Genomic DNA, 23,136 nt, shown 5'->3' with positions numbered 1-23,136 from the left:
GAGATGAATGTTTTTGCCAGGACCGATATCGGATTGGTTCGGAAGGAAAATGAAGACTATATTTTTGCTTCCAGAGAACCGGTGGGTCCTTTGAAAAATTTGTTTATGGTTGCCGATGGAATGGGCGGCCATCGCGGCGGGGAGTTTGCCTCCCGTTGTGTGGTAGAACAGATGATTCGCCATATTCGGGAAAGCAGGAAAGCAAATCCGGTTTCCGTCCTGAACGACGCCATACAGGAAGCAAATCAGGTTTTACGGAATAAGGCCTTCGAAAATCCGGAGCTGTGGGAGATGGGAACCACATTGGTTGCGGCGACCATCGACGGAGCGACGATGTTTGTGGCGAATATCGGAGACAGCCGTTTGTACTTACTGGAAGAGGGAAGACATCTCCGCCAGGTTACCAGAGATCATTCATGGGTCGAGGAAATGGTGGCCGACGGGAAGATGCAGCGAGACAGTGAAAGCTATTGGGAAAAGAAAAATATTATCACCAGGGCCGTAGGAATTGACAAAACGGTAACGGCAGATTTCTTTGAGATTGATTTAAATCCTGGAGAACGGATTCTCCTGTGTTCGGATGGATTGACGAACATGGTGGAAGACGATGAGATAGAGAGAACCCTTTCGAGGCCGGAGCCGCTGGAAGAACTAGGAACGGAATTAGTGGAAGAAGGCAAGAACAACGGAGGAAGGGATAATATTTCGGTGATTTTAGTGGAGCCGGATCTAGATGAGGTGAATATATGCTAAGAATAGGTATGTTTTTGGGCAACCGATATGAAATTATCAGTAAGATTGGTTCAGGAGGCATGTCGGATGTCTATAAGGCCAAATGCCATAAGCTGAATCGGTTTGTTGCGATTAAGGTTTTAAAGACGGAATTTGCCAGTGATCAGAGTTTTGTCGCGAAGTTTCGTATGGAGGCGCAGTCGGCGGCGTGTCTGTCCCATCCCAATATTGTAAATATTTATGATGTGGGAGAGGAAAACGGCGTCCACTATATCGTCATGGAGCTGATCGACGGAATTACGCTGAAAAAGTATATTGAGCGAAAGAAAAAGTTAGAGATTCGGGAATCCATTGAGGTGACCATGCAGGTGGCGCGCGGTTTGGAAGCGGCTCATCGGGAACATATCATTCACCGGGATATTAAGCCTCAGAACATCATGATTTCGAGAGAGGGCAAGGTGAAGGTGACCGATTTTGGCATTGCGCGCGCGGCGTCCTCTCAGACGATCAGTTCCAATACCATGGGGAGCGTTCATTATATTTCTCCGGAGCAGGCCAGAGGCGGTTACTGCGACGAGAGAAGCGACATCTATTCTTTAGGTATCACGTTATATGAAATGCTGACAGGACGGGTTCCTTTTGAGGGCGATTCTACCGTTGCGGTGGCTCTTTTGCATATTCAGGGGGAGATGGTGCCTCCGAGAGAATACGAGCCGTTGATTCCGGTCAGCCTGGAAAAAATCATTCTGAAATGTACCCAGAAAAAGCCGGAACGCCGCTATGCCTCGGCTACAGAGCTGATTGAGGATCTGAAGAAGTGCTTATCCATGCCCAACGGAGATTTTGTGAAGATGGCACCTTTGACCAACAATTCTCCAACGACGATTTTCCGCCAGTCGGACATCGAGCAGATCAAACGGGGAAGCAGCCGGGTATCGGTAGAGGAAGAACGGCGTGCGGAGAAAGCGTACCAGATGGGCGTCGAAGATGAAGGCGACGGCTATGAGGATGAGTACGAGGACGAGTATGACGACGAATACGACGATGAGTTCGACGAGGACGACGAGAGCGATTCTCATTTTGAAAAAATTGTAACCTATATCATGATCGGCGTGGCGGTTCTGATCGTCATTATCGTAGCGGCTATTGGACTTCGTGCCTGCGGCGTATTTGATTTTGGTTCCAGCGATACAACCGCGGAAAGTTCAGACTCCACGAAAGTGACAATGGTAAACTTTGTCGGGAAAACCGTGGAAGAAGCGGAGAAAGAGATCAAAGAAAAGAATCTGAACCTGACGATCCGCGTATCCGAATATATCCCTTCGGAGGAATATGCGAAGGACCAGATTGTAGAACAGGATTATAAGGAAGGCGACGTTGTGGACCGGTCCACCACCGTGACGGTCAAGGTGAGCACTGGCAGCAATAAGTTGGCGATTCCCGCAGACTTAGAGGGGAAGACCGAGCAGGAAGCGCGGCGTTCTCTGCGGTCCGCCGGATTTACCAATGTGGCCAATGCGGTGCAAGAGCAAAACCATGAGACGATTGCTGCAGGTACGGTGATTGGCACTAACCCAGGCATCGGAAGCGTGATTGATAAGGATGCGGAGATCGTATTGATTGTCAGCGCCGGTCCTACTGTGAAGCCGGTCGAGGTTCCGGATTTGCGAAATATGTCGGAAGAATCGGCGAGAGCCGCTTTGGAAGATCGAAATCTAGTTCTGGGTTCTGTAGAACGGAAGAATAGTGATGAAGTAGAAAAAGACTTGGTTATCAGTCAGAGTGTAGAGGCGCATTCGACGGTGGACGAAGGAACCACTGTGAATATTGTGATCAGTAAAGGCAGTTCTTCCGTAAAAGTTCCGGATGTGCGTTGGGGGACCTTAAAAGAAGCGCGGGAAGCGATGTCTAAGGTGGATCTCCTGATCGACGTAAGATATGAATATGATGACGATAATCCGAAAGGAACGGTCATTGGTCAGGAGACATCTCCTGGCGAGTCGGTGAAAAAGGGCGAGACGATCGTGGTCATTGTCAGCTACGGACCGGAACCGACCCAGGCTCGGCCGGATCCGCCGGTACAGGAACCGCCAGCGGGCGATCCGAACGGAGGAGAGACGGTTCCGGAAGACGGCGGAGCGCCTGCGGCCTGATATGCGAGGAAAGATCATCAAGGGAATTGCTGGGTTCTACTATGTTCACGATGGACGCAACCGCGTCTATGCGTGCAAGGCAAAAGGTGTTTTTCGGAATCGAAACATAAAACCTTTGGTCGGAGACGATGTAGAATTTGATATTACAGATGAAAACGCGGGAGAGGGGAATATTATTTCTGTTCTCCCGCGAAAAAATGAACTGATTCGTCCAGCGGTAGCCAATATCGATCAAGCGATGTTGGTCTTTGCCGTGAAATCTCCGCTTCCCAATTGGAACCTCCTGGATCGCTTTTTGATTGCAATGGAACAAAAGGGGATTCCGATTGTCCTTTGTTTTAATAAAACCGACTTGGGGGATGGGGAAGAACCGGAAGCGTATCGTTCGATCTATCGAAATACTGGTTATGAAATTTGTTTTTTGAGTGTGAAGAAGGCCGAAGGCCTGGAGTGCATACGGGAAATTTTACGGGGAAAGACAACGGCTTTGGCCGGGCCGTCGGGAGTGGGAAAATCTTCTTTGATGAATATTCTGAATCCTGAGGCTGGTATGGAAACGGGAGCGGTCAGCGAAAAGATCCAAAGAGGCCGTCATACGACTAGGCACACGGAACTTTTCTATTTGGAGGCAGAGACGTATCTGCTGGATACGCCGGGATTCACCTCTATGAATGTGGAGGGAATCGAGTGCGGCCAGCTGAAAGACTACTTCCCGGAATTTGAAGAGCCCTCGAAACATTGCCGTTTTCCTGATTGTGTCCATGTGGGAGAGAGGGAATGCGGAGTGAAGCAGGCGGTAGAGGAAGAGGCTATCAGCCGAGAGCGATATGAGAATTACCTTCAGATCTATCAAGAGCTGAAAGGACGAAAAAAATGGTAGAGGAGATACCAAATGAAAAAGATTCTTTCACCTTCCTTGTTGGCGGCTGATTTTTCAAGGCTGGCGGAGGATGTGGAAAAGGTAGAACGAGCCGGAGCGCAGTATTTGCATCTGGATGTGATGGACGGGGCTTTTGTCCCCAGTATCTCTTTTGGAATGCCGGTCATTGCCAGCTTGCGGAAGCAGAGTAAGCTGGTATTTGACGTACATTTGATGATAGAAGATCCGGATCGGTATTTAGAAGATTTTGTTGAGGCTGGAGCGGATATTCTGACGGTCCATGCGGAAGCTTGCCGGCATCTGGACCGGACGCTGCAAAAAATTCGGGATTTGGGCGTACGGGCCGGCGTGGCATTGAACCCAGCGACTCCTCTTGACGCAGTGAAATGGGTGGCGGACAAGGCGGACATGATTCTGCTGATGTCGGTGAACCCTGGATTTGGCGGACAGAAATATATTCCCTATGTGACGGAGAAGATTCAGGAACTTCGTCGTTTTTTGACAGATCGAAATCTGGATACGGATATTGAAGTAGACGGTGGCGTAGGGCTTGGCAACGGACTTTCCGTGTTGGAGGCCGGAGCCAATGTATTGGTGGCAGGGTCCGCTGTGTTTCGAGGAGACGCAGAGGCCAATGTGAAAGCCTTTTTGGAATGGATGCTATGATTCGATTAGTGGCGAGCGATGTGGACGGGACGCTGGTGCCCAATGGGACGAGCCAGTTGAATCCCGCTTATTTTACCATCATTGAACAGTTAAGGGCGCTGGGAATCCAGTTTGCGGTGGCCAGCGGCCGGCAGGAAGACAGTTTACACCGGCTTTTTGCACCGGTCAAAAACCGCATCTTTTTTATCAGCAACAATGGAGCGGTTTTAAGTACGGCTTCCCGAATCCTTTTTTCCACTCCGATGCGTCAGGATTACTTGCTTCCGTTGCTTCGGCAGGCGGAACAGCTGCCGGGATGTGAGCTTTTGATTGCGACGAGCCAGGCGACTTACTGCAAACAGGGGGCCGATGCGAAATTCTTACATTTGCTGCGGGAGGAGTATCGCTTTACCGTTCAGGAAATACCGGATCTTTCCGCGGTATCTTCAGAGGCAGTAAAATTTTCCATTTTTCATGATCCGAGCAGCGAACATCCTGGTACAGCCTTGATTGAACCGTGGAAGGAACGGCTAAGCGGTGTGATATCCGGCCCAGAATGGGTGGATTTTGCGGATCCGAAAGTACAAAAGGGAAATGCGATCCGCCTGCTGCAGGAAAGCCTGGGAATTGCTCCGGAGGAGACGATGCTCTTTGGCGATGAGCTGAACGATCTTTCGATGCTGCGCCAGGCAATGTACAGTTATGCGGTAGGCAGTGCGAAAGCAGAAGTGAAAGCGGCGGCCGCGTATTTGACAAAGCCGATGATGGAAGACGGCGTACTGGATATTTTGACGAAATTGGCAGAGGCGAAGGGGGAAGTGGCATGGGAGTAAAACGGACCGGCGGACTTCTCTTTCCGCTTCTGCTTTCTTTACATTCATGAGCCAAGCAGCTTTGTTTGAGGGGAAAGAATTTGAAGTAGGAGAGGTCGGATAAGCAATGGAACAATATATCATGGCATTGGATCAGGGAACCACCAGTTCCCGCTGTATCCTTTTTGACCGAAAAGGTAATATGAAAAGCGTGGCGTCCAGAGAATTTCACCAGATCTATCCGAAGCCAGGGTGGGTGGAACACGATCCCATGGAAATTTGGGCTTCTCAGGTGGGAGTGGCCAGCGAGGCGATGGGAAAGTTGGGAGTAGGCCCCTCTGCGATTGCGGCGATTGGAATTACGAATCAGCGGGAGACCACGATTGTCTGGGACCGGGAAACAGGAGAGCCCGTTGCCAATGCAATCGTATGGCAATGCCGCAGGACGGCGGGCGCCATCGACGAATTTCGCAAGACCAAGTTGGCGGAAGAGACGCCGGAACGCACGGGGCTGATTCCGGACGCTTATTTTTCTGCATCCAAGATTCAATGGATCTTAGATCATGTTCCGGGAGCCAGAAAGAAAGCGGAAGAGGGGCGATTGCTGTTTGGCACAGTAGATTCCTGGCTGATTTGGAAGCTGACGAAAGGAGCAGCCCATGTGACGGACCGGACCAATGCATCCCGGACCATGCTGTATGATATCCGCAAATTGGATTGGGATCAGGAACTGTTGGATTGGTTTCAGATTCCCAAATCCATGCTTCCAAAGGTACAGCCTTCCAGCGGCCTTTTCGGCGTGACAGACCCGACGGTATTGGGAGGAGCGATTCCCATTGCTGGTGTGGCCGGCGACCAGCAGGCTGCGCTGTTCGGCCAGTGCTGTTTTTCGCCGGGTGAAGGAAAAAATACATATGGAACCGGATGCTTTCTATTGATGAATACAGGCCGCAAGCTGGTTCATTCAAAAAACGGCCTGATCACGACCATTGCGGCCAGCGCGGATGAAAACGTGGAATATGCTTTGGAAGGCAGCGTGTTTGTGGGAGGAGCAGCGATTCAATGGCTGCGGGACGAATTGCAATTGTTCCGGAAATCTGCCGAGTCGGAAGCCCTTGCCAAAGAGGCGGCAGATACAGCCGGGGCCTATGTGGTGCCGGCGTTTACAGGGCTTGGCGCCCCTTATTGGGATCCTTATGCGAGAGGCGTTGTGGTCGGTATCACGAGAGGGTTTAACCGGAATCATTTGGTTCGTGCCACTTTGGAATCCATTGCTTATCAGACGGGAGATGTGCTGGCGGCAATGGAAAAGGACGCCGGAATTTCTCTGCGGAGCTTACAGGTGGACGGAGGTGCCAGTTCAAACCAGTTTTTGATGCAATTTCAAGCAGATATTCTAAAGACGATGGTAGTGCGTCCACGCTGTATTGAGACGACGGCTCTGGGCGCTGCGTATTTGGCCGGCTTAGCGGTGGGATACTGGAAAGATACGAAAGAAATTCGAGCCAACTGGGAAGTGGACTGTACGTTCCAGCCTCAAATGGATGAAGCGGTTCGAAAGAAGCGGCTGAACGGTTGGAAAAGAGCGGTGGCTTGCGCTAGAAATTGGGCGATAGAAGGAGAAGGTAATGATAGCGATCATTGATTATGATGCAGGAAATTTGAAAAGTGTGGAAAAGGCATTGCTGTCCCTGGGGGAAAAAGCGGTCGTGACAAGGGATGAGAACGTAATTCTGTCGGCGGATAAAGTGATCTTACCAGGCGTCGGCGCTTTTGGGGATGCGATGCGGAATCTGAGAACTTATGGCCTGGTGGAGACGGTTCGTCAGGTGGCAAAACAGGGAACGCCTCTTCTTGGAATCTGCCTGGGTATGCAGCTTTTATTTGATCGAAGCGATGAAGGCGAGGGAGTAGAAGGCCTGGGGATCCTTCCGGGAGAGATTTTGCGGATTCCTCCCTGTGAGGGATTAAAAATTCCGCATATGGGATGGAATTCTCTCGATGTGAAACCGGGGGCTAAACTATTTCAGGGGATTCCGGCGCAGCCTTACGTTTATTTTGTCCATTCCTATTACCTGAAGGCAAAGGAAGAGGAGATCGTGGCGGCTTCCACGGAATATGGAGTCCATATTCATGCGTCTGTGGAAAAGGGAAATGTGTTTGGCTGTCAGTTTCATCCGGAAAAGAGCAGTGCGGCCGGCCTGGCAATTCTGAAAAATTTTGCCGGCCTTGGCCAGTAAGGAGGCGTCATGTTTACAAAGAGAATTATTCCTTGTCTGGACGTCCATGAGGGGCGTGTGGTAAAAGGCGTGAATTTTGTCAATTTGAAAGATGCGGGAGATCCGGTGGAAATTGCGGCGGCTTATGACGCGGCTGGGGCAGACGAGCTGGTGTTTTTGGATATCACGGCATCCTCTGACGCAAGAAAGACCGTGGTGGATATGGTGCGCAGGGTGGCGGAAAAGGTTTTTATCCCTTTTACCGTTGGCGGCGGCATCCGTACGGTAGAGGATTTTAAAGCTTTGCTTCGGGAAGGCGCGGATAAGATTTCCATCAATTCATCGGCAATTAACAGGCCGGAGCTGATTTCCGAGGCGGCGGATAAATTTGGCAGCCAATGTGTGGTAGTGGCAATCGACGCGAAACGCCGTCCGGACGGCGGCTGGAGCGTGTATAAAAACGGTGGCCGGATTGACGTTGGGCTGGACGCTGTAGAGTGGGCGGCAAAGGCAGTAGAACTGGGAGCCGGGGAGATTTTGTTGACCAGCATGGATTGCGACGGAACCAAGGCGGGGTATGACAATGCGTTGACTGCCGCGGTGGCAGATGCGGTGCCGGTGCCGGTGATTGCGTCTGGCGGAGCTGGGACCATGGAGCATTTCTACGATACGTTGACAGAGGGAAAAGCCGACGCGGCTTTGGCAGCGTCCTTGTTCCACTATAAAGAGCTAGAAATCAACGCTTTAAAGAAATATTTGGCAGGAAGAGGAATACCAGTACGCCAGTAAAAAGGGGAACGAAAAGATGAGCGCGATTACAAATGATTGGTTGGAGCCGTTATCGGCAGAATTTAAAAAGCCGTATTATGCGAAGTTATATCAGACGATTAAGCAGGAATATAATACCCATGAAGTGTTCCCCGCTCCGGATGATATTTTTCGGGCGTTTGAGCTGACGCCGTTGTCAAAGGTAAAGGTCGTGATCCTGGGGCAGGACCCCTATCACAACGTGGGTCAGGCGCATGGGCTATGCTTTTCCGTAAAACCACAGGTGGAAATCCCACCGTCTCTGGTCAATATTTACCGGGAACTTCAGGATGATCTGGGATGCTACATCCCCAACCATGGGTATCTGGTAAAATGGGCGGAGCAGGGGGTACTGCTCTTAAATACGGTTTTGACCGTGCAGGCCCATCGAGCCAATTCTCACCGGGGTATCGGCTGGGAAGAGTTTACCGACGCGGCGATTCGGACCGTAAATGCCATTGACCGCCCAATTGTGTTTATTCTTTGGGGACGGCCGGCTCAGACAAAGGCGGTTATGCTGAATAATCCAAAACATATGATTCTAAAGGCGTCTCATCCGAGTCCATTTTCAGCAGATCGGGGATTTTTTGGAAGCAGACCTTTTAGCAAGACCAATGATTTTCTAACCGCCCATGGGGAAACACCGATCGATTGGCAGATTGAAAATATTTAAAGGGGAATTGTATGGATTTTTTTGAAGTAATCAAGGTGATTTTTTATGGCATTGTCGAAGGAATTACCGAATGGCTGCCGGTAAGCAGCACGGGGCACCTGATCCTATTCGAGAGTTTCTGGCCTTTGGACGTAAGCGCAGAATTTTTGGAGATGTTCCGGGTGGTGATTCAGCTGGGAGCGATTTTGGCTGTCTGCGTTGTTTTCTTTAAAAGGCTGAATCCATTTTGTCAGTGCCACTCGGCGCAGCAAAAAAAAGACATTTGGGATATCTGGGGAAAGGTGATTGTCGGTTGTATTCCGGCTGGAATTATCGGACTTTTGCTGAATGACTTTTTTGACGAACATTTTTATAAATGGCCAGTGGTAGCGGCGGCTTTAATTTTGTACGGCGTGGCGTTTATCGTGATTGAAAACCGCAACCGTTCCCATAAACCGCAGATTCGAAGCTTCCGAGATATGAGTTTGATAACGGCTCTGTCAATCGGAATGATTCAGGTATTGGCCTTGGTTCCGGGGACTTCTCGTTCGGGTTCTACGATTCTGGGCGCGATGCTTCTTGGGGTCTCCCGGACGGTGGCTGCCGAGTATACCTTTTTCTTGGCAATTCCCGTTATGTTCGGGGCCAGTGGAGTAAAGCTGTTAAAATATGGACTGGATTTTACTGGGGCGGAACTTGCGACCTTGCTTTTAGGAATGGTGGTGGCCTTTGTTGTATCCTTGTTTGTCATTCGTTTTTTGATGGATTTCATCAAACGGTACAGCTTTAAAATTTTTGGATATTATCGGATTTTGTTAGGCATTCTGGTCGTATTGATCGCAGTGATTTTTCCAACGGCTTTGCCTCATTAAAACGAATGCAATACCAAAAGAAAAGATTTTGGTATAACTTTGTGGAAGATACTTGGCGTTTTTAAGGATTTTCGTAAGAAAATTTTAATCTTCTTGGCGGAGAATCTGTGATAAGATAGAGGTGGAGTACGAAGGGGGAAACGCAGATGGCGGAAAGAGGAGAAAAAAAAGCGGAGCAGGCCAGCACTACCCGGATACGCTCGGCAGAACTTCGCAGACAGAAGAGAAGAAAGAAGATTATTCGGGTATGGGTGAATCGTGGGATTGCGGCTTGCCTTGCTATTTTACTGGTGGTCGGCGCATTCTTGGGCGTGCGAGGCATCGTACGTTTTTTAAGTGGGGACGACACGGAGTCTGCCTACGGCCTTCCGGATTATATTACAGAAAAGTATCTGACGGTAAATCCATATTCCAGGCCTGGGCAAAAACTTCCAGGCGGCGTGAAGGGAATCGTAGTCCACTATGTGGCGAATCCAGGCACCACGGCGGAAAATAATCGGAATTATTTTGAAAATTTGAAGAACAATGGGGACACCTATGCCAGCAGTAATTTTATTGTAGGCTTAGACGGTGAGATTCTGGCCTGCGTACCTGTGGATGAGGTCGCCTATGCGTCGAATAATCGAAACGACGACACACTTTCCATCGAATGCTGCCATCCGGACGAGACCGGACAATTCAATGAGAAAACCTATGCGTCGGTGGTAAAGCTGACCGCTTATCTGTGCAGCCGATACCACTTGGACCCGTTGAAGGATGTGATTCGCCATTATGATGTCAGCGGAAAAGCATGTCCCCTTTACTTTGTGGAACATGAAGACGCTTGGGGAGCTTTCCGGGAAGACGTAAAGAAAGCGATGGAAGAAATGGAACTGGACGAGTCGGGGAAGGAAAAGAAAAGCGCAGGGGAAGACGGAACTGTAAACGCTTCTACAACAGCGGAATAAAGGAAGGGCGAAAACATGAAGTTTCGATTGGACAAGAAGTATATTCACTGGGGAATTACGGCATTTTTTGTAGTTGCAGCCAGTATCATTTTTTACCTGATTTTGTCCCAGCTTCAGTCTATGAAGGCTTTCCTGGCGATGTTGATCGGCGTTTTAAAACCGGTGATCTATGGACTGATTTTTGCTTACCTGATGGACCCTTTGTTGGGGTTTTTTGAAAATCATTGGTTTTTGTTTTGGGGACATAAGGTTTTTCCAGATAAAGACAAGAAAGCGCGCAGCATGGCAAGGGCTTTGGGAGTGGCGGCGAGTCTTTTGTTTGTGATTCTGATCGTGGTGGTGCTGCTTTGGATGGTGCTGCCGAAGCTTTACGATAGTTTAGAAATGCTGGCGAGAAACCTATCGACCTATTTGTCCAGTGGAGAAGAATTGATTATCAATACCTTTCCAGATGGGTCCGAAGCGGAGTCTATTGCGCTGAATCTTTATAATTCTATGTCTAACTATGCAACAAAATGGTTAAGCGGAGAGTCGTTAGGGGATCTCAGCAGCATTGTGATCAGCATTTCCAGTGGAATTTACAGTGTTTTAAAAGAAATCCTGAATATGTGTATCGGTCTGATTGTGGCTGTGTATGTGTTGATGAGCAAGGAAAAGTTTGCCGCCCAGGTAAAAAAAATCTTGTATAGCATCTTTTCCGTAAAAAATGTAAACGCTGTTTTGCGGGATTTACACGATGCCAATCGGATTTTTAGTGGATTTATCAGCGGAAAGATTCTGGATTCAGCGATCATTGGCGTTATTTGTTTTATCAGCCTGACGATCTTGAATATGCCGTATAAAGAGCTGGTCAGCGTGATCGTCGGCGTAACCAATGTAATTCCATTTTTTGGCCCTTTTATCGGGGCAATTCCAAGCGCATTCCTGATTTTGCTGATTGACCCGGTAAAATGTTTGGTTTTTCTTGTCTTTGTTCTGATTCTTCAGCAGTTTGACGGGAATATTCTAGGGCCAAAGATCTTGGGAGAATCCACGGGACTTGGAAGTTTTTGGGTGATTTGTGCGATTCTGGTCGGCGGCGGCCTATTTGGTTTTGTGGGAATGTTATTTGGTGTGCCGGTATTTGCCGTCATTTATATGATGGTAAAACGCTGGGTAGAGCGTTCCCTGCAAAAGAAAGGAATTCCCCCCCAGACTTCAGAGTTTAAAAATATCGTCTGTATTGATTCGGAGACAGAGAAACCGGTTTACCGCGAGAGCCTGGAAGAGTTGGAGGAAGAGCTGGTTCAGGCAAAAAAACAGCGGGCGTGGAAAAAGAAAAAATAAAAAGGATGATGAAAAGCCGTTCTTATAGGATAAGTATCCTCCTTACTGGACATCCAGTAAAGAGGATACTTATCAGTTGGACGGCTTTTGACTTTTTAGGGGGTTCCGTGCTATAATGTACGAGATCATCTTGGAAGGTGCCCAAAGGAGAGCAGGACAATGGCCAATAAGTTGGAGCTGACATGGTATGGAAAGGATAAGCAGATAAAGATAGAGCCGAGACTTCTAATCGAAGATACGGCCCTTTCCAACTGTGCAAGTGATCCGGACACAGAAAACATGCTGATTCACGGAGATAACTTGTTGGCGTTAAAGGCTTTGGAAAGTAAGTATACTGGAAAAGTAAAGTGCATTTACATTGATCCCCCCTACAATACGGGCGCCGCTTTTGATCATTATGACGACAATTTGGAGCACAGTACTTGGCTGGGATTGATGTATATGAGACTTCAAATCCTGAAAAAGCTACTGGCGGACGACGGGGTCTTTTGCTGTCAGATCGACGATTCGGAAGGCGCGTATCTGAAAGTATTATTGGATGAGATTTTCGGAAGGAGTAATTACCTGAATACGTTCTATGTTCAGGTTCGATATCCAAATAAGACTTTGGCGGAGGACAGCGATTATCAAAAAGTGATAGAACAGTGCCATGTATATGCCAAGCAGCGGCCCCTTGCCAAGTTGAATCGTCCGCAAGTGGAATATGATATCAGTAAATTTAAATGGAGAGTGGTGGAGGACGCTGTCGGCGAAGTCGTGACGCTTGGAAATAAGCGCGTAGAAATATTCAAGCCGGGACAGTACCACATAGAGGAGATTGAGCCCTGCCTGGAAGGGCTGAAGGAGACCTGGGCGACTGGTTCGTTGGCCCGTGTGAAGGCGAGCGCAGGAGAGTTTTTTGAATTATATCTGGTGGATAGAAAGGATATCGACGGACTTGGCTGTTTGTATAAAGTGGAAGGAATCGGAGAAGACGGCCTTGGTTATCGATATATCAGCGGACCCAAAAAGGCAACGGCGAATAAAGGCAAGTTTTATTCTGGCATTCCGATGAAACGATTGGAAGAACTAAAAACAGGCAAGAGTTATCGATATCTGCCGGTATCAAATTTTTGCGATTATGCGGGGAGTTTTGGAAATTGCCGTTTGGAAGGCGGCGTGGATTTTAACGGTGGGAAAAAGCCGGAGGCTCTTTTGGAAATGCTTCTGCGCTACTATTCAAATCCAGGCGATCTTGTGTTGGATTCCTTCCTCGGTTCTGGAACTACTGCCGCTGTAGCTCATAAGATGGGGAGAAAATATATTGGGATTGAAATGGGGGAGCATGCTTATTCCCATTGTAAGACAAGGCTGGACCGGATTATTGCGGGGAGCGATGGCAGCGGCGTCACGAAATCTCTTTCGTGGCAGGGCGGCGGCGGATACCGTTTTTATGAGCTTGCGCCGTCCTTGATGAACCAAGATGCCTTTGGCGAGTATGTCATTAACAAAGAGTATGACGCGGATATGCTGGCGGCAGCGATCGCTTTACATGAGGGCTTTACCTATCAGCCGGACTCGGAACTGTTTTGGAAACAGTCGATAGGAAATGAGAATTCCTATCTTTTTGTCACAACACGCCATATGAACAGCGCTTTTTTGGATTCGATTAAAGACACGATGGAAGAGGACGAGTATTTAATTCTTGTCTGCCGGTCTTTTGACGCTGGTCTCGACAAAGCGTATCCCAATATCACAATAAAGAAGATACCGCAAATGCTTCTTTCCCGTTGTGAATTTGGCAAAACCGATTATAATCTTAATATTGTACGTCCGCCGGTCATTGATGCAGAGGAGGAAGAATGGGATGAGTAATCAGTTCCCGCAATATACAATAGACTATATCAGCGGCATTTTGTCTCTGCGAAAGCCGCAGGCGGAATCCCTGAAAATATTGGAAGAGATCGTGAAGCGCGTACCCATGACAAAGGGAATGGATTTGAAGGCGGCTCTTGATACGGTTCATACCATGTATCCGATTTGTTCCGATTTTGAGCGGGAATTTATGTCCCTTACATTTGCGCTTGCAACCGGAGTTGGCAAAACCAGGTTGATGGGCGCGTTTATCGCGTATCTTTATACAAACCAGGACATCAAAAACTTTTTTGTCGTCGCGCCAAATACAACCATATACGAAAAGCTGAAGCAGGATTTGGGCAATCCAAGCAATCCGAAATATGTATTTCGTGGTCTTGGCTGTTTTGGCGTACCGCCGCAGCTTGTGACGGACGACGATTATAAAACGAAGCAGATTTCCCTGTTTGAGTCGGACGTTCGCATTTTTGTATTTAATATTGATAAATTCAACAAAGAAGATGCGAACATGAAGCGGGTCAATGAGATTATCGGGGATTCTTTTTACCAATACCTGTCCGCCTTGCCGGATTTGGTTTTGATTATGGATGAGTCGCATCATTACCGGGCGGAAAAAGGCGCTGCGGCGCTCAATGAACTGCATCCGCTGATGGGATTAGAGCTTACCGCAACGCCCCTGGTCACAAAAGGTAAAAAGCAGATTCCATTCAAAAATGTGGTGTACGAGTATCCGCTTTCCCAGGCTATTGAAGATGGATATACGCGGACGCCTTTTGCGGTTACCCGCACAGACATTGATTTTTATAATTTTGGCGAAGAACAGTTGGATAAAATGATGCTGCTGGATGGCATTGCCTGCCACGAGAATGCAAAGCGGAATTTAGAAGTATATGCGGCGAACCATGGGACGCCTGTGGTGAAACCGTGTATGCTGATTGTCTGCAAGGATACGGAGCACGCGAAGTGGGTGGAGCAGTTTGTCCGGTCCGATGAGTTTCGGAATGGAGAATACAAGAATAAGACTATTATTGTCCATTCCAAACAGCGGGGGGCTGAGAGCGAGGCGAATACGCGGTTGCTTCTTAGCGTAGAAAGCCCGGAAAATCCGGTCGAAATTATTATTCATGTCAATATGCTAAAAGAAGGATGGGATGTCAATAATCTTTACACGATTGTTCCTCTCCGCACGGCCGCTTCTAAGATTCTGCGGGAACAGATGGTGGGCCGCGGACTGCGCCTGCCTTACGGAGAGCGGACGGGGGATAAAGAAGTGGATGCCGTTATGTTGACGGCCCATGATAAATTTCATGACATTTTGGCGGAAGCACAAAGGGGCGATTCGATTTTTAAGGCAGGAAACGTAATCAAAGCGGAAGAAATGAAGCCGGAACAGATCGTCTATACGCAGCTTTCTTTTAAAGATGCTCTTTCAGAAGAGTGCAGGGATGCTTACCGCTATACCAAGATGCCTCAATCGAAAGTGGCCGACATGATTTTTAAAAAAGCGGATGAAATGATACAAAAAGAGGTTTCGAGGCATATTCAATCCACACCGAAACACACCGTGACCGACCATCAGATCGAGCAGATTGTGAAATCGGTAAAAGAGAAGATTGCGGAGGATAAGGATTTAGGCGATATTTTCCGGGAAAATGAGATGCCCATCGCCGCATGGCTTTTACACAGGACAAAGCAGACGCACCGGGTTGCGAAGGAACGATTTATTCCGATTCCACGGATGAAAATCACAGACGCAGGAGTAGAGGAATATGCGTTTGTCGACTTTGATTTGGAGCTAAAGGATTTTAACCACATGCCGATTCAAAATGAACTCCTGATCCAGAATTTGGAGGATATGAGCGACCGGCAGCGGATCAAAGGCGATGCCATTGATTTTGAAGGCTATCATCCTCAAAAAGTGATCTTGACGGAGCTGCGCGGAAAACCGGAGATCGATTATGAAAAGTGCTCGGATTTGCTTTTTCGGCTGATTACGCAGCTGTGCAGGCATTACGAGGAACAGTATGGCGCAAATGGAATGCGGAATATTGTGATGATGTACAAGCGCGATATTACAAATAAGATTTACACACAGATGATGCAGCATTTTTATTTTGAAAATGGTTTTCTGCGGGAGGAAGTGATCGGCGCTCGTGAATATAACCTGGAACAGACGTATAGCTATCGGGAACAGGTGGATTTATACGAAGAATTCCGGGGAGATATTCGTTCCATACTTTTTACTGGGATCAAGAAAGGGGTCTTTTCCTGTGCGAAGTTTGACAGCAAGGAGGGGGAATTGACCCTTGCCCGTGTGCTGGAATCCGATCCGGACGTGCAAAACTGGCTGCGTCCTCATCCGCAAGAGTTCAATATCACGTATAACCATGGCCGCAGTTATGAACCGGATTTCGTTGTTGAGACAGAAGAGAAGATCTACCTGATTGAAGTGAAGGGGGAAGACAAGCTGAACGATCCGGATGTGATTGCCAAGAAAAAGCGCGGCGTACAGTACTGCGAGGCGGCTTCCCGCTGGGGCAGGGCCAATGGCTATAAGGAATGGCAGTATTTATTTATTCCATCCAAGCAGATCTTATCCAATTCGTCCTTTTTGCAGTTGGCAAAACAATTTTGCGCTCTATAAATCAAATACTTCCATGGAGAATCATGGAGTGTAAAATAACCGGAAGGGGAACGCCTTCCGGTTATTTTTTATTTCATGGGAAATTCCGACGGAATTTCCCATGAAATAAAAAACGCTCCGCTATGGATGCACACGAGCGCGAAAGGAAGATGCCGCCGATGGCGGCCGCACTCGGCGCGAGAATTTCGCGAAGCGAAATTCTTTGTTACTACTAAATTTTCTGAAATTCCTCTACGGAAAGGACAAAGATCGTAGCTCCGCCCACTTCCATATCCACGGGAACCGAAGAGGCGACTCCGGAGCAAAGGCTGCCGGCGGAAGGCGTTGTCGCAAAAACAAGCTGCCGGCGGCGGCCGGAAAATTGTTTGATAATCCCGCAGACCTTCTCCACCAGATGATCTTCCACACCGGTTAAAAGTGTTGTATTTCCCTTCTTCAAAAAGCCGCCGGTGGACGCCATCTTTGTGACAAAGAATTTCTGGCGGTTTAATTCCTCTACTAGTTCAGGCACATCATCATTTTGAACGATAGCCATAATCATTTTCATCGGAAACACCTCCTTTTTTATCCCCTATATTATAATCGCTGCCAGAAAAAGATGCAATGCAGATTTGTGCTAATTTTTTGATTTCACTAGGTGGAATTTGATGGAGGAAAAGTTGACGTCTCCCCCTATCGTTGCAGAGATTAAATAGATTTGATGAAAAAAAAGAATGAATCATCCTCGCATTTCCACTTGGAAAATCAATGATGGTATAGTATAATGAATCATAGAGCAGTTGATTTCACACTGTGAAAATATCATCGTAAAAAAACAAAATTCAAGGAGGAGTTTACAATGAAAAGAAAATTCTCTATCGCACATCTGAGCGCCCTGAAGGTTCCGCCGCAGGATATGGTTTACCTGGCTGCCGCTGCAGGATATGATTTTGTCAGCATCCGTCCGGTTTTACTGGGAACCCCTGGCGAGCCGAACTATGCGGTTGACTTAAACCCGGAGATGTACAAAGAATTCGACGTGGCTATGGCCGAGACTGGCATGAAGCTCAGCGATATCGAATTGTTCCGTTTGACTGATGAAGTAGATATGGAGAAATGGAAACCCGCCTTCGAGTTTGCACAGAAGCATGACTGCCATCACCTGATCACCAGCTGCTGGACCCAGAAGACCGAGTATGCAAAAGAGACGCTGGCCAAGCTGTGCGAGATGACGAAGCCTTACGGCATTACCTGCAACTTTGAGTTTGTTACCTGGTCTGCTTGCCCGGATCTGAAGACGGCAAAAGAGTTCATCAACTACACCAAAGCAGATAACATTGGTCTGTTAGTAGATACTCTGCATTTTGACCGTTCCCGCGTTACCATGGCAGAGTTGGATGACTGCCCTCGCGATTGGTTCAACTTCGTTCATCTGTGCGATGGTCCTGCGCCCCGCCCGGCGATGGATGACAATGAGGCTCTGATCCATACGGGAAGAGATGCTAGACTGTACATCGGCGAAGGCTGCGTGGATATTGCTGGAATCATGAAGAGAATTCCGGATACGGCTGTTTGCTCCATCGAGCTTCCTCATAACAAGAGAGTGGAAGTTTACGGCGCACTGGAGCACTACAAACAGTGCCTGAAGAGTGCAAAGGAATACTTTGCTGCCCATGGTATTGACTAATTGATTCTCTATATTGAGTAATTGATTTATTATATGAAAAAAATCTTTTTCATACAGTTTTTGAAAATATATTGACGAACGGATGGTAGTGTAGTATAATTTCAATGAACGAAATCGGGATTCCACACTGTGGAATCCCGAAAAGGCGAATTGAGCTTATATTCAAGGAGGAAGAGACATGAGCAGAATGGTTGACATGAAGGCAGTCTATGAAGCAAAGGGACTGACCCAGGAGCAGATCGACGACATCGAGTCCTGCTTCGCAAAAGCTGACAAAGCTCAGCAGGAATTTGAAAAGTGGAGTCAGGAAGACATTGACAGAACGATCCGTTCCGTGGCCCAGAAGGTTGCAAACTCCAAGACCTTCCATGAGCTGGTTGAACTCGGAATTAAAGAGAGCCGTTTTGGCGATCCGATCAGCCGTGAGAACAAGAGATTCAAAATTCGTGGTATCCTGCGTGACTGCCTGAGAGAGAAATCCGTTGGCTGCGTACAGGAACTGCCTGAGAGAAAAATCAAAATCTATGCAAAACCCGTTGGCATTATTGCCTGCGTTATCCCGGCTACCAACCCGGATTTGACTCCGGCTGGAAACGCCATTTATGCAATCAAAGCGAGAAATGCGATCATTTTCTCCCCCCATCCCCGTACGGCTGGAACCAGCTACAAGACTTGTGAGCTGATGCGTGAGGGCCTGGCCCGCGTAGGCGCTCCGGTTGACCTGGTACAGTGCCTTGGCGGCGGTCTGGGTGAGGATAAAAAGACGATCGTTAAGATTAACCGTCAGATGTCCGAGGCTCTGATGTCCAAGTGTGATCTGGTTATCGCCACTGGCGGACAGGGCGTGGTTCGTCGTTCCTATACTTCCGGTACCCCTGCTTTCGGCGTAGGCGCCGGCAATGCTACCATGATCTGGGACGAGACCGCGATCAAAGATCTGCATCATGCAGCTGACAACACGATGCGTTCCAAAACGTCTGACTTCGGTTCCGGCTGCTCTGCCGATGGTAACGTAATCATCCATGAGAGCATCTGGGATGAGGCCATGAAAGAGCTGCAGGCAGTAGGCGGCTACATCATGAGCGAAGAAGAGCAGAAGGCGATGAGAAACGCGATGTGGGATGAGGACATTCACAGACTGTCCGATACGGTTGCTCTGTCTGCGGAAGATATGGCAAAGGCTGCTGGATTCCCTGTTCCGGAAGGAACTCGTTTCCTGATCGCTTCCCATGGTACCGGCGTTTACACCAAGGATGAAGCTGGAATCTGGTGCCGTGAGAAACTGTCCACCGTACTGGCTGTTCACAAATACTGCGGCGAGTTCCAGAATGCAATCGATGCAATCATGGCAATTCACGAAGTAGGCGGCAAGGGCCACTCCGTTGGTATCTTTACCTTTGATGAGAGCCACATCGACAGACTGGCTTCCGTTGCCCGCGTAGGCCGTATCATGGTTCGTCAGCCTCAGTCCAAGGCAAACTCTGGTTCTATGAACAACGGTATGCCGATGACTTCTTCCATTGGCTGCGGTACTTGGGGCGGAAACGCTACGTCCGAGAACGTACATCTGCATCACTACATGAATATGACTTGGGTATCCTGGGAGTATGAGACCCCCGACTGGCAGACAGACGACGAGCTGTTCGGTGAGTTCTATGATCCGGAGATGGAGAAGGTTCAGTATTCCGCTTACAACTCCAACGATGCCGTAAAATAAATGATGAAGCAAGTATCTTAGCAGGGGAGAATTTCTCCCCTGTTGGGGTACATAAAAAAGGCTGATAAATACAGCCGCCTAAATAAAAATAACCAAAGGAGTCCACATGAAAAAATTAGTTTCTGATCAGCTCGTTGATTATTTGGAGCGCAGAGGCGTAGAATATGTCTTCGGCCTTTGCGGACACACGGTTATCGCCATGCTTGACGCTTTCAGCCGCTCCACCAAGCTGAGATATATTAGCGTTCGCCATGAGCAGATCGCTGCCACTGCCGCTGACGGTTATGCGCGTGTCGCTCATAAAGCAGGCGTTATGATTTGCCACCTTGGACCTGGCCTGACCAACGCTACCACTGGCGTAGCCAACGCTGCTTTTGACTCCATCCCGATGGTAGTCATCGCCGGCGACGTACCGAGCTATTACTATGGCAAACACCCCCATCAGGAAGTAAACATGCACTGCGACGGATCTCAGTATGACATCTACAAGCCTTTCGTAAAGAGAGCTTGGAGAGTAGACCGTCCGGAAGCTTTCCCGGAAATCATGGACAAGGCGTTCCGTCTGGCAGAGTCTGGCCGTCCGGGCCCGGTTCTGATCTCCGTACCGATGGATATGTTCTCCCGTGAAATTGAGACCGACTGCTGGGAGCGTACCTATATGGATTCCCACGAGACCATCAAACCCGCATTGGATCCGGCTACGGCAAAAGCGATTGCCAAGGAGCTGATCGAGGCGAAGAACCCGGTGATCCATGCAGGCGGCGGCGTGCTTTTGGCACAGGCTTCCGACGAGCTGGCTGCTCTGGTTGATTTCCTGGATATCCCGGTTTCCCGTACGCTGATGGGACAGAGCTGTATTCCGGACAATCACCCGCTGATGTTGGGCCAGACCGGTTTCTGGGGCTTTGAGCTGACTCATGAGAAGACCACGAAGGCTGACCGTATCCTGATTCTGGGAAGCCGTATGGCAGAAGCCGACAGCTCCTCCTGGTACAAGGGCGTAACCTTTAACCAGAGCATTACCAAATTTATGCAGATCGATATCGATCCCACGGAGATCGGCCGTAACTATCCGGTTATGATCGGCGCTGTGGCTGACCTGAAGCACGCTCTGGCGCAGATTCTGGAAGCTGCCAAGGAACTGAAGCCGGAAGGAATCGATCATCCGGAGCTGCGGAAAGAAATTGCAGACTTTAAGGCAAACTTTAAGAAGAATAACCAGGCGATCTGTGACGATGGCCGTTTCCCGATGACTCCTCAGCGTATCCTGAGAGACGTAAAGGCTCTGGTTCCGGAAGATGCCCTGATCTTCACCGATGTGGGCTGGAACAAGAATGGTGTAGCGCAGCAGTATGATATCACCGTACCTGGCGCGATCAACCATCCTTCGGGTCTTGCGACCATGGGCTTTGGCGCTGGCGCTATTCTGGGCGCAAAGCTGGCTGCTCCGGACCGTGTGGTTCTGACTCTGACCGGCGACGGCGGCTTTGGTGCTGCGAACCCTTGTGTAATCGCTACCGCGAAAGAGCAGGGAATCCCGGTTATCTGGATTGTTATGAACAACAGTGCTTTCGGAACCATCGCTGGTCTGGAAGGACTGCATTATAAGAATGAGAGAGAGAACTGTGCGCAGCATCTGGGCACGGAGTTCAAGGTTCGTCCGGCTGAGATGGGCGACACCACCGGCGGCGCTGGTACCTTCCAGCAGGCTTGGGAGCCTTACAGCCCCGACTGGGCGGCGATTGCTCGCGGCTATGGCATCAAGGCCCGCAAGATTCAGAGCGCGGATGAGTTCGCAGATGCTCTGAAAGAAGCTCTTGCGTGCAACGAGCCTTACCTGATCGATGCTCCGATGGAGAACATCGCAGTACCGACCCCTGGCGTTTGGAACATCAACGATATCTACACGAAGAAAGACAACGTTGATGTCTGCAATGGACGTCTGAAATTTGCAGATGAGATGGGCGGAGTAGAAGCTACGGTAGTTCGTTCTCAGGCTGATTGATTTTTTTGAAATCATCCCCCCTGTCAGAGGCTTACAGGAGTCCCCGGTAGGGGGGATAAAGTTAAATACCCCGCCAGCTTGCTGCGGGGTATGGTTGCTTACATGTAAATAGAAGTGGAGACAGGAAATATGTCATTAGATCTTGTAAAAAATGTAAGAATCTGTGAAGTCGGCATGAGAGACGGCTTGCAGAATGAAAAAGCCATTGCCTTTGACGCAAACGGCGTACCGATGCGGGATAAGGCAGGAAATTTTGTCTACAAAGACGCGGTAGATGAGAATGGACAGCCGAAACTGAGCAAGAGCGGCAAGCCAGTGAAAGAGTCCTTTGTTCTGTCTGTCGAGAACAAAGTAGAACTGCTGAAAAAGATGTTTGCTGCTGGATTCAAAGTCATTGAGGTGGGCTCTTTTGTTCACCCGGTGAAGGTTCCTCAGATGGCGAACACCGACGAAGTATTTAAAGCAATCGTGGCGGAAGGCGTGCCGGCGGACGTGGAGCTGCGTGCCTTGATTCCCAATGCCAGAGGCGTGGATCGTGCGATTGCCTGCGGCTGTAAGAAAGTAAAACTGAACGTTTCCGCCAGCAAAGGTCATAATCTGGCAAATCTGAACTGCACGCCGGCAGAGAGCGTTGCAAAGTTTAAGGAGTGCGTAGAGAAGGCGGAGGCCAATGGAATTGGTATTTCCGGTTCGATTTCTATGGCGTTTGGCTCTCCGTGGGATTACAACGGCGTTCCGATGGACGATGTAAAAGAGATCGTAGAAGCCTATATGAATGTAGGCATCAACGAGATTTCTCTGTCCGATGCGTCTGGTATGGCATATCCGACCCAGGTATATGATATGTGTACCGAGATGAAGAAGTGCTATCCGGAAAACGATTGGTGGCTGCACTTCCACAATACTAGAGGTCTTGCGATTGCAAATATCATTGCCGGTATGCAGGCGGGCTTTTATCAGTTTGACGCTTCTTTCGCTGGTGTGGGCGGATGTAACTTTGTTCCCAATGCAACAGGAAATGTAGCGACAGAGGATGTAATTCACGCATTGGATCAGATGGGCGTAAACACAGGAATTGATCTGGATCAGTGTATGGCTATCAGCCGCAGAGTTGTGGAAATGCTGCAGCATGACACGGACAGCTATATTTTGAAAGCTGGAGCGTCCAAGGATCTTCGTCTGGAGCTGCCGAAAGGACAGTAATT

At 48.8% G+C, this 23,136-nt stretch carries 19 protein-coding genes; 18 read left to right on the top strand and 1 reads right to left on the bottom strand.

What is annotated here, in order from left to right; all coding sequences use genetic code 11:
• The first annotated feature begins 3 nt into the window (after positions 1-3).
• The 14 genes from ACCC71_RS08325 (at position 4) to ACCC71_RS08260 (ending at position 16,543) form a co-directional block, all read left to right on the top strand.
• The gene (locus ACCC71_RS08325) at positions 4-753 is read left to right on the top strand and encodes a Stp1/IreP family PP2C-type Ser/Thr phosphatase (RefSeq protein ID WP_434309170.1); all 750 of its coding nucleotides are present in this window, start codon (positions 4-6) and stop codon (positions 751-753) included.
• Complete coding sequence (pknB, locus tag ACCC71_RS08320) at positions 747-2,885, top strand: Stk1 family PASTA domain-containing Ser/Thr kinase (RefSeq protein WP_434309169.1); 2,139 nt, start codon at positions 747-749, stop codon at positions 2,883-2,885. Before ACCC71_RS08325 ends, pknB begins: the two co-directional genes overlap by 7 nt.
• 1 nt (position 2,886) lies before the next feature.
• Positions 2,887-3,765, top strand: coding sequence for a ribosome small subunit-dependent GTPase A (rsgA, locus tag ACCC71_RS08315; RefSeq protein WP_434309168.1), 879 nt, complete (start codon positions 2,887-2,889; stop codon positions 3,763-3,765).
• A gap of 12 nt (positions 3,766-3,777) precedes the next feature.
• Entirely contained in the window at positions 3,778-4,431 is a 654-nt protein-coding gene (rpe, locus tag ACCC71_RS08310; protein ID WP_434309167.1) for a ribulose-phosphate 3-epimerase, read from the top strand.
• On the top strand, positions 4,428-5,243 hold the full coding sequence (locus ACCC71_RS08305) for an HAD family hydrolase (protein WP_434309166.1): 816 nt from the start codon (positions 4,428-4,430) through the stop codon (positions 5,241-5,243). The genes rpe and ACCC71_RS08305 overlap by 4 nt, the downstream gene beginning before the upstream one ends.
• A gap of 106 nt (positions 5,244-5,349) precedes the next feature.
• On the top strand, positions 5,350-6,867 hold the full coding sequence (glpK, locus tag ACCC71_RS08300) for a glycerol kinase GlpK (RefSeq protein ID WP_434309165.1): 1,518 nt from the start codon (positions 5,350-5,352) through the stop codon (positions 6,865-6,867).
• Positions 6,851-7,462: an imidazole glycerol phosphate synthase subunit HisH gene (gene hisH, locus ACCC71_RS08295; RefSeq protein WP_434309164.1), complete on the top strand. Its 612-nt coding sequence runs from the start codon at positions 6,851-6,853 to the stop codon at positions 7,460-7,462. Before glpK ends, hisH begins: the two co-directional genes overlap by 17 nt.
• 9 nt (positions 7,463-7,471) lie before the next feature.
• Entirely contained in the window at positions 7,472-8,230 is a 759-nt protein-coding gene (gene hisF / locus ACCC71_RS08290) for an imidazole glycerol phosphate synthase subunit HisF (RefSeq protein WP_434309163.1), read from the top strand.
• A 16-nt stretch (positions 8,231-8,246) separates the two neighbouring features.
• Positions 8,247-8,921: a uracil-DNA glycosylase gene (locus tag ACCC71_RS08285; RefSeq protein ID WP_434309162.1), complete on the top strand. Its 675-nt coding sequence runs from the start codon at positions 8,247-8,249 to the stop codon at positions 8,919-8,921.
• Positions 8,922-8,932: 11 nt separating this feature from the next.
• Entirely contained in the window at positions 8,933-9,772 is an 840-nt protein-coding gene (locus ACCC71_RS08280) for an undecaprenyl-diphosphate phosphatase (RefSeq protein ID WP_434309161.1), read from the top strand.
• A 146-nt stretch (positions 9,773-9,918) separates the two neighbouring features.
• Complete coding sequence (locus ACCC71_RS08275; protein ID WP_434309160.1) at positions 9,919-10,719, top strand: peptidoglycan recognition protein family protein; 801 nt, start codon at positions 9,919-9,921, stop codon at positions 10,717-10,719.
• Positions 10,720-10,734: 15 nt separating this feature from the next.
• On the top strand, positions 10,735-12,045 hold the full coding sequence (locus tag ACCC71_RS08270; protein WP_434309159.1) for an AI-2E family transporter: 1,311 nt from the start codon (positions 10,735-10,737) through the stop codon (positions 12,043-12,045).
• 159 nt (positions 12,046-12,204) lie between these two features.
• Positions 12,205-13,899, top strand: a complete 1,695-nt coding sequence (locus ACCC71_RS08265) for a site-specific DNA-methyltransferase (protein ID WP_434309158.1) — start codon at positions 12,205-12,207, stop codon at positions 13,897-13,899.
• A complete protein-coding gene (locus ACCC71_RS08260; RefSeq protein ID WP_434309157.1) occupies positions 13,892-16,543 on the top strand; it encodes a DEAD/DEAH box helicase in 2,652 nt (883 codons plus the stop codon). The genes ACCC71_RS08265 and ACCC71_RS08260 overlap by 8 nt, the downstream gene beginning before the upstream one ends.
• A 211-nt stretch (positions 16,544-16,754) precedes the next feature.
• Here the strand turns inward: ACCC71_RS08260 and ACCC71_RS08255 are convergent, their stop codons facing one another.
• Positions 16,755-17,090: a cyclic-di-AMP receptor gene (locus tag ACCC71_RS08255; RefSeq protein WP_434309156.1), complete on the bottom strand. Its 336-nt coding sequence runs from the start codon at positions 17,088-17,090 to the stop codon at positions 16,755-16,757.
• Positions 17,091-17,381: 291 nt separating this feature from the next.
• On the opposite strand from ACCC71_RS08255, the gene ACCC71_RS08250 reads away from it, so the two are divergent.
• From ACCC71_RS08250 to ACCC71_RS08235, 4 genes are all read left to right on the top strand, one after another.
• Positions 17,382-18,209 carry a sugar phosphate isomerase/epimerase family protein gene (locus ACCC71_RS08250; protein WP_434309155.1) on the top strand — a complete coding sequence of 276 codons (828 nt, stop codon included), beginning with the start codon at positions 17,382-17,384 and terminating at the stop codon, positions 18,207-18,209.
• A 178-nt stretch (positions 18,210-18,387) separates the two neighbouring features.
• Positions 18,388-19,926, top strand: a complete 1,539-nt coding sequence (locus tag ACCC71_RS08245; RefSeq protein ID WP_434309154.1) for an aldehyde dehydrogenase family protein — start codon at positions 18,388-18,390, stop codon at positions 19,924-19,926.
• A gap of 106 nt (positions 19,927-20,032) precedes the next feature.
• A complete protein-coding gene (locus ACCC71_RS08240; protein ID WP_434309153.1) occupies positions 20,033-21,931 on the top strand; it encodes a thiamine pyrophosphate-binding protein in 1,899 nt (632 codons plus the stop codon).
• A 129-nt stretch (positions 21,932-22,060) separates the two neighbouring features.
• Complete coding sequence (locus ACCC71_RS08235) at positions 22,061-23,134, top strand: hydroxymethylglutaryl-CoA lyase (protein ID WP_434309152.1); 1,074 nt, start codon at positions 22,061-22,063, stop codon at positions 23,132-23,134.
• Positions 23,135-23,136: the final 2 nt, after the last annotated feature.

The organism is Hominifimenecus sp. rT4P-3, from assembly GCF_051055405.1.
Classification (GTDB): Bacteria; Bacillota; Clostridia; order Lachnospirales; family Lachnospiraceae; genus Pseudolachnospira.
Note: the sequence above shows the minus strand (reverse complement) of the source record. Positions and strands in the feature narration are given on the sequence as shown.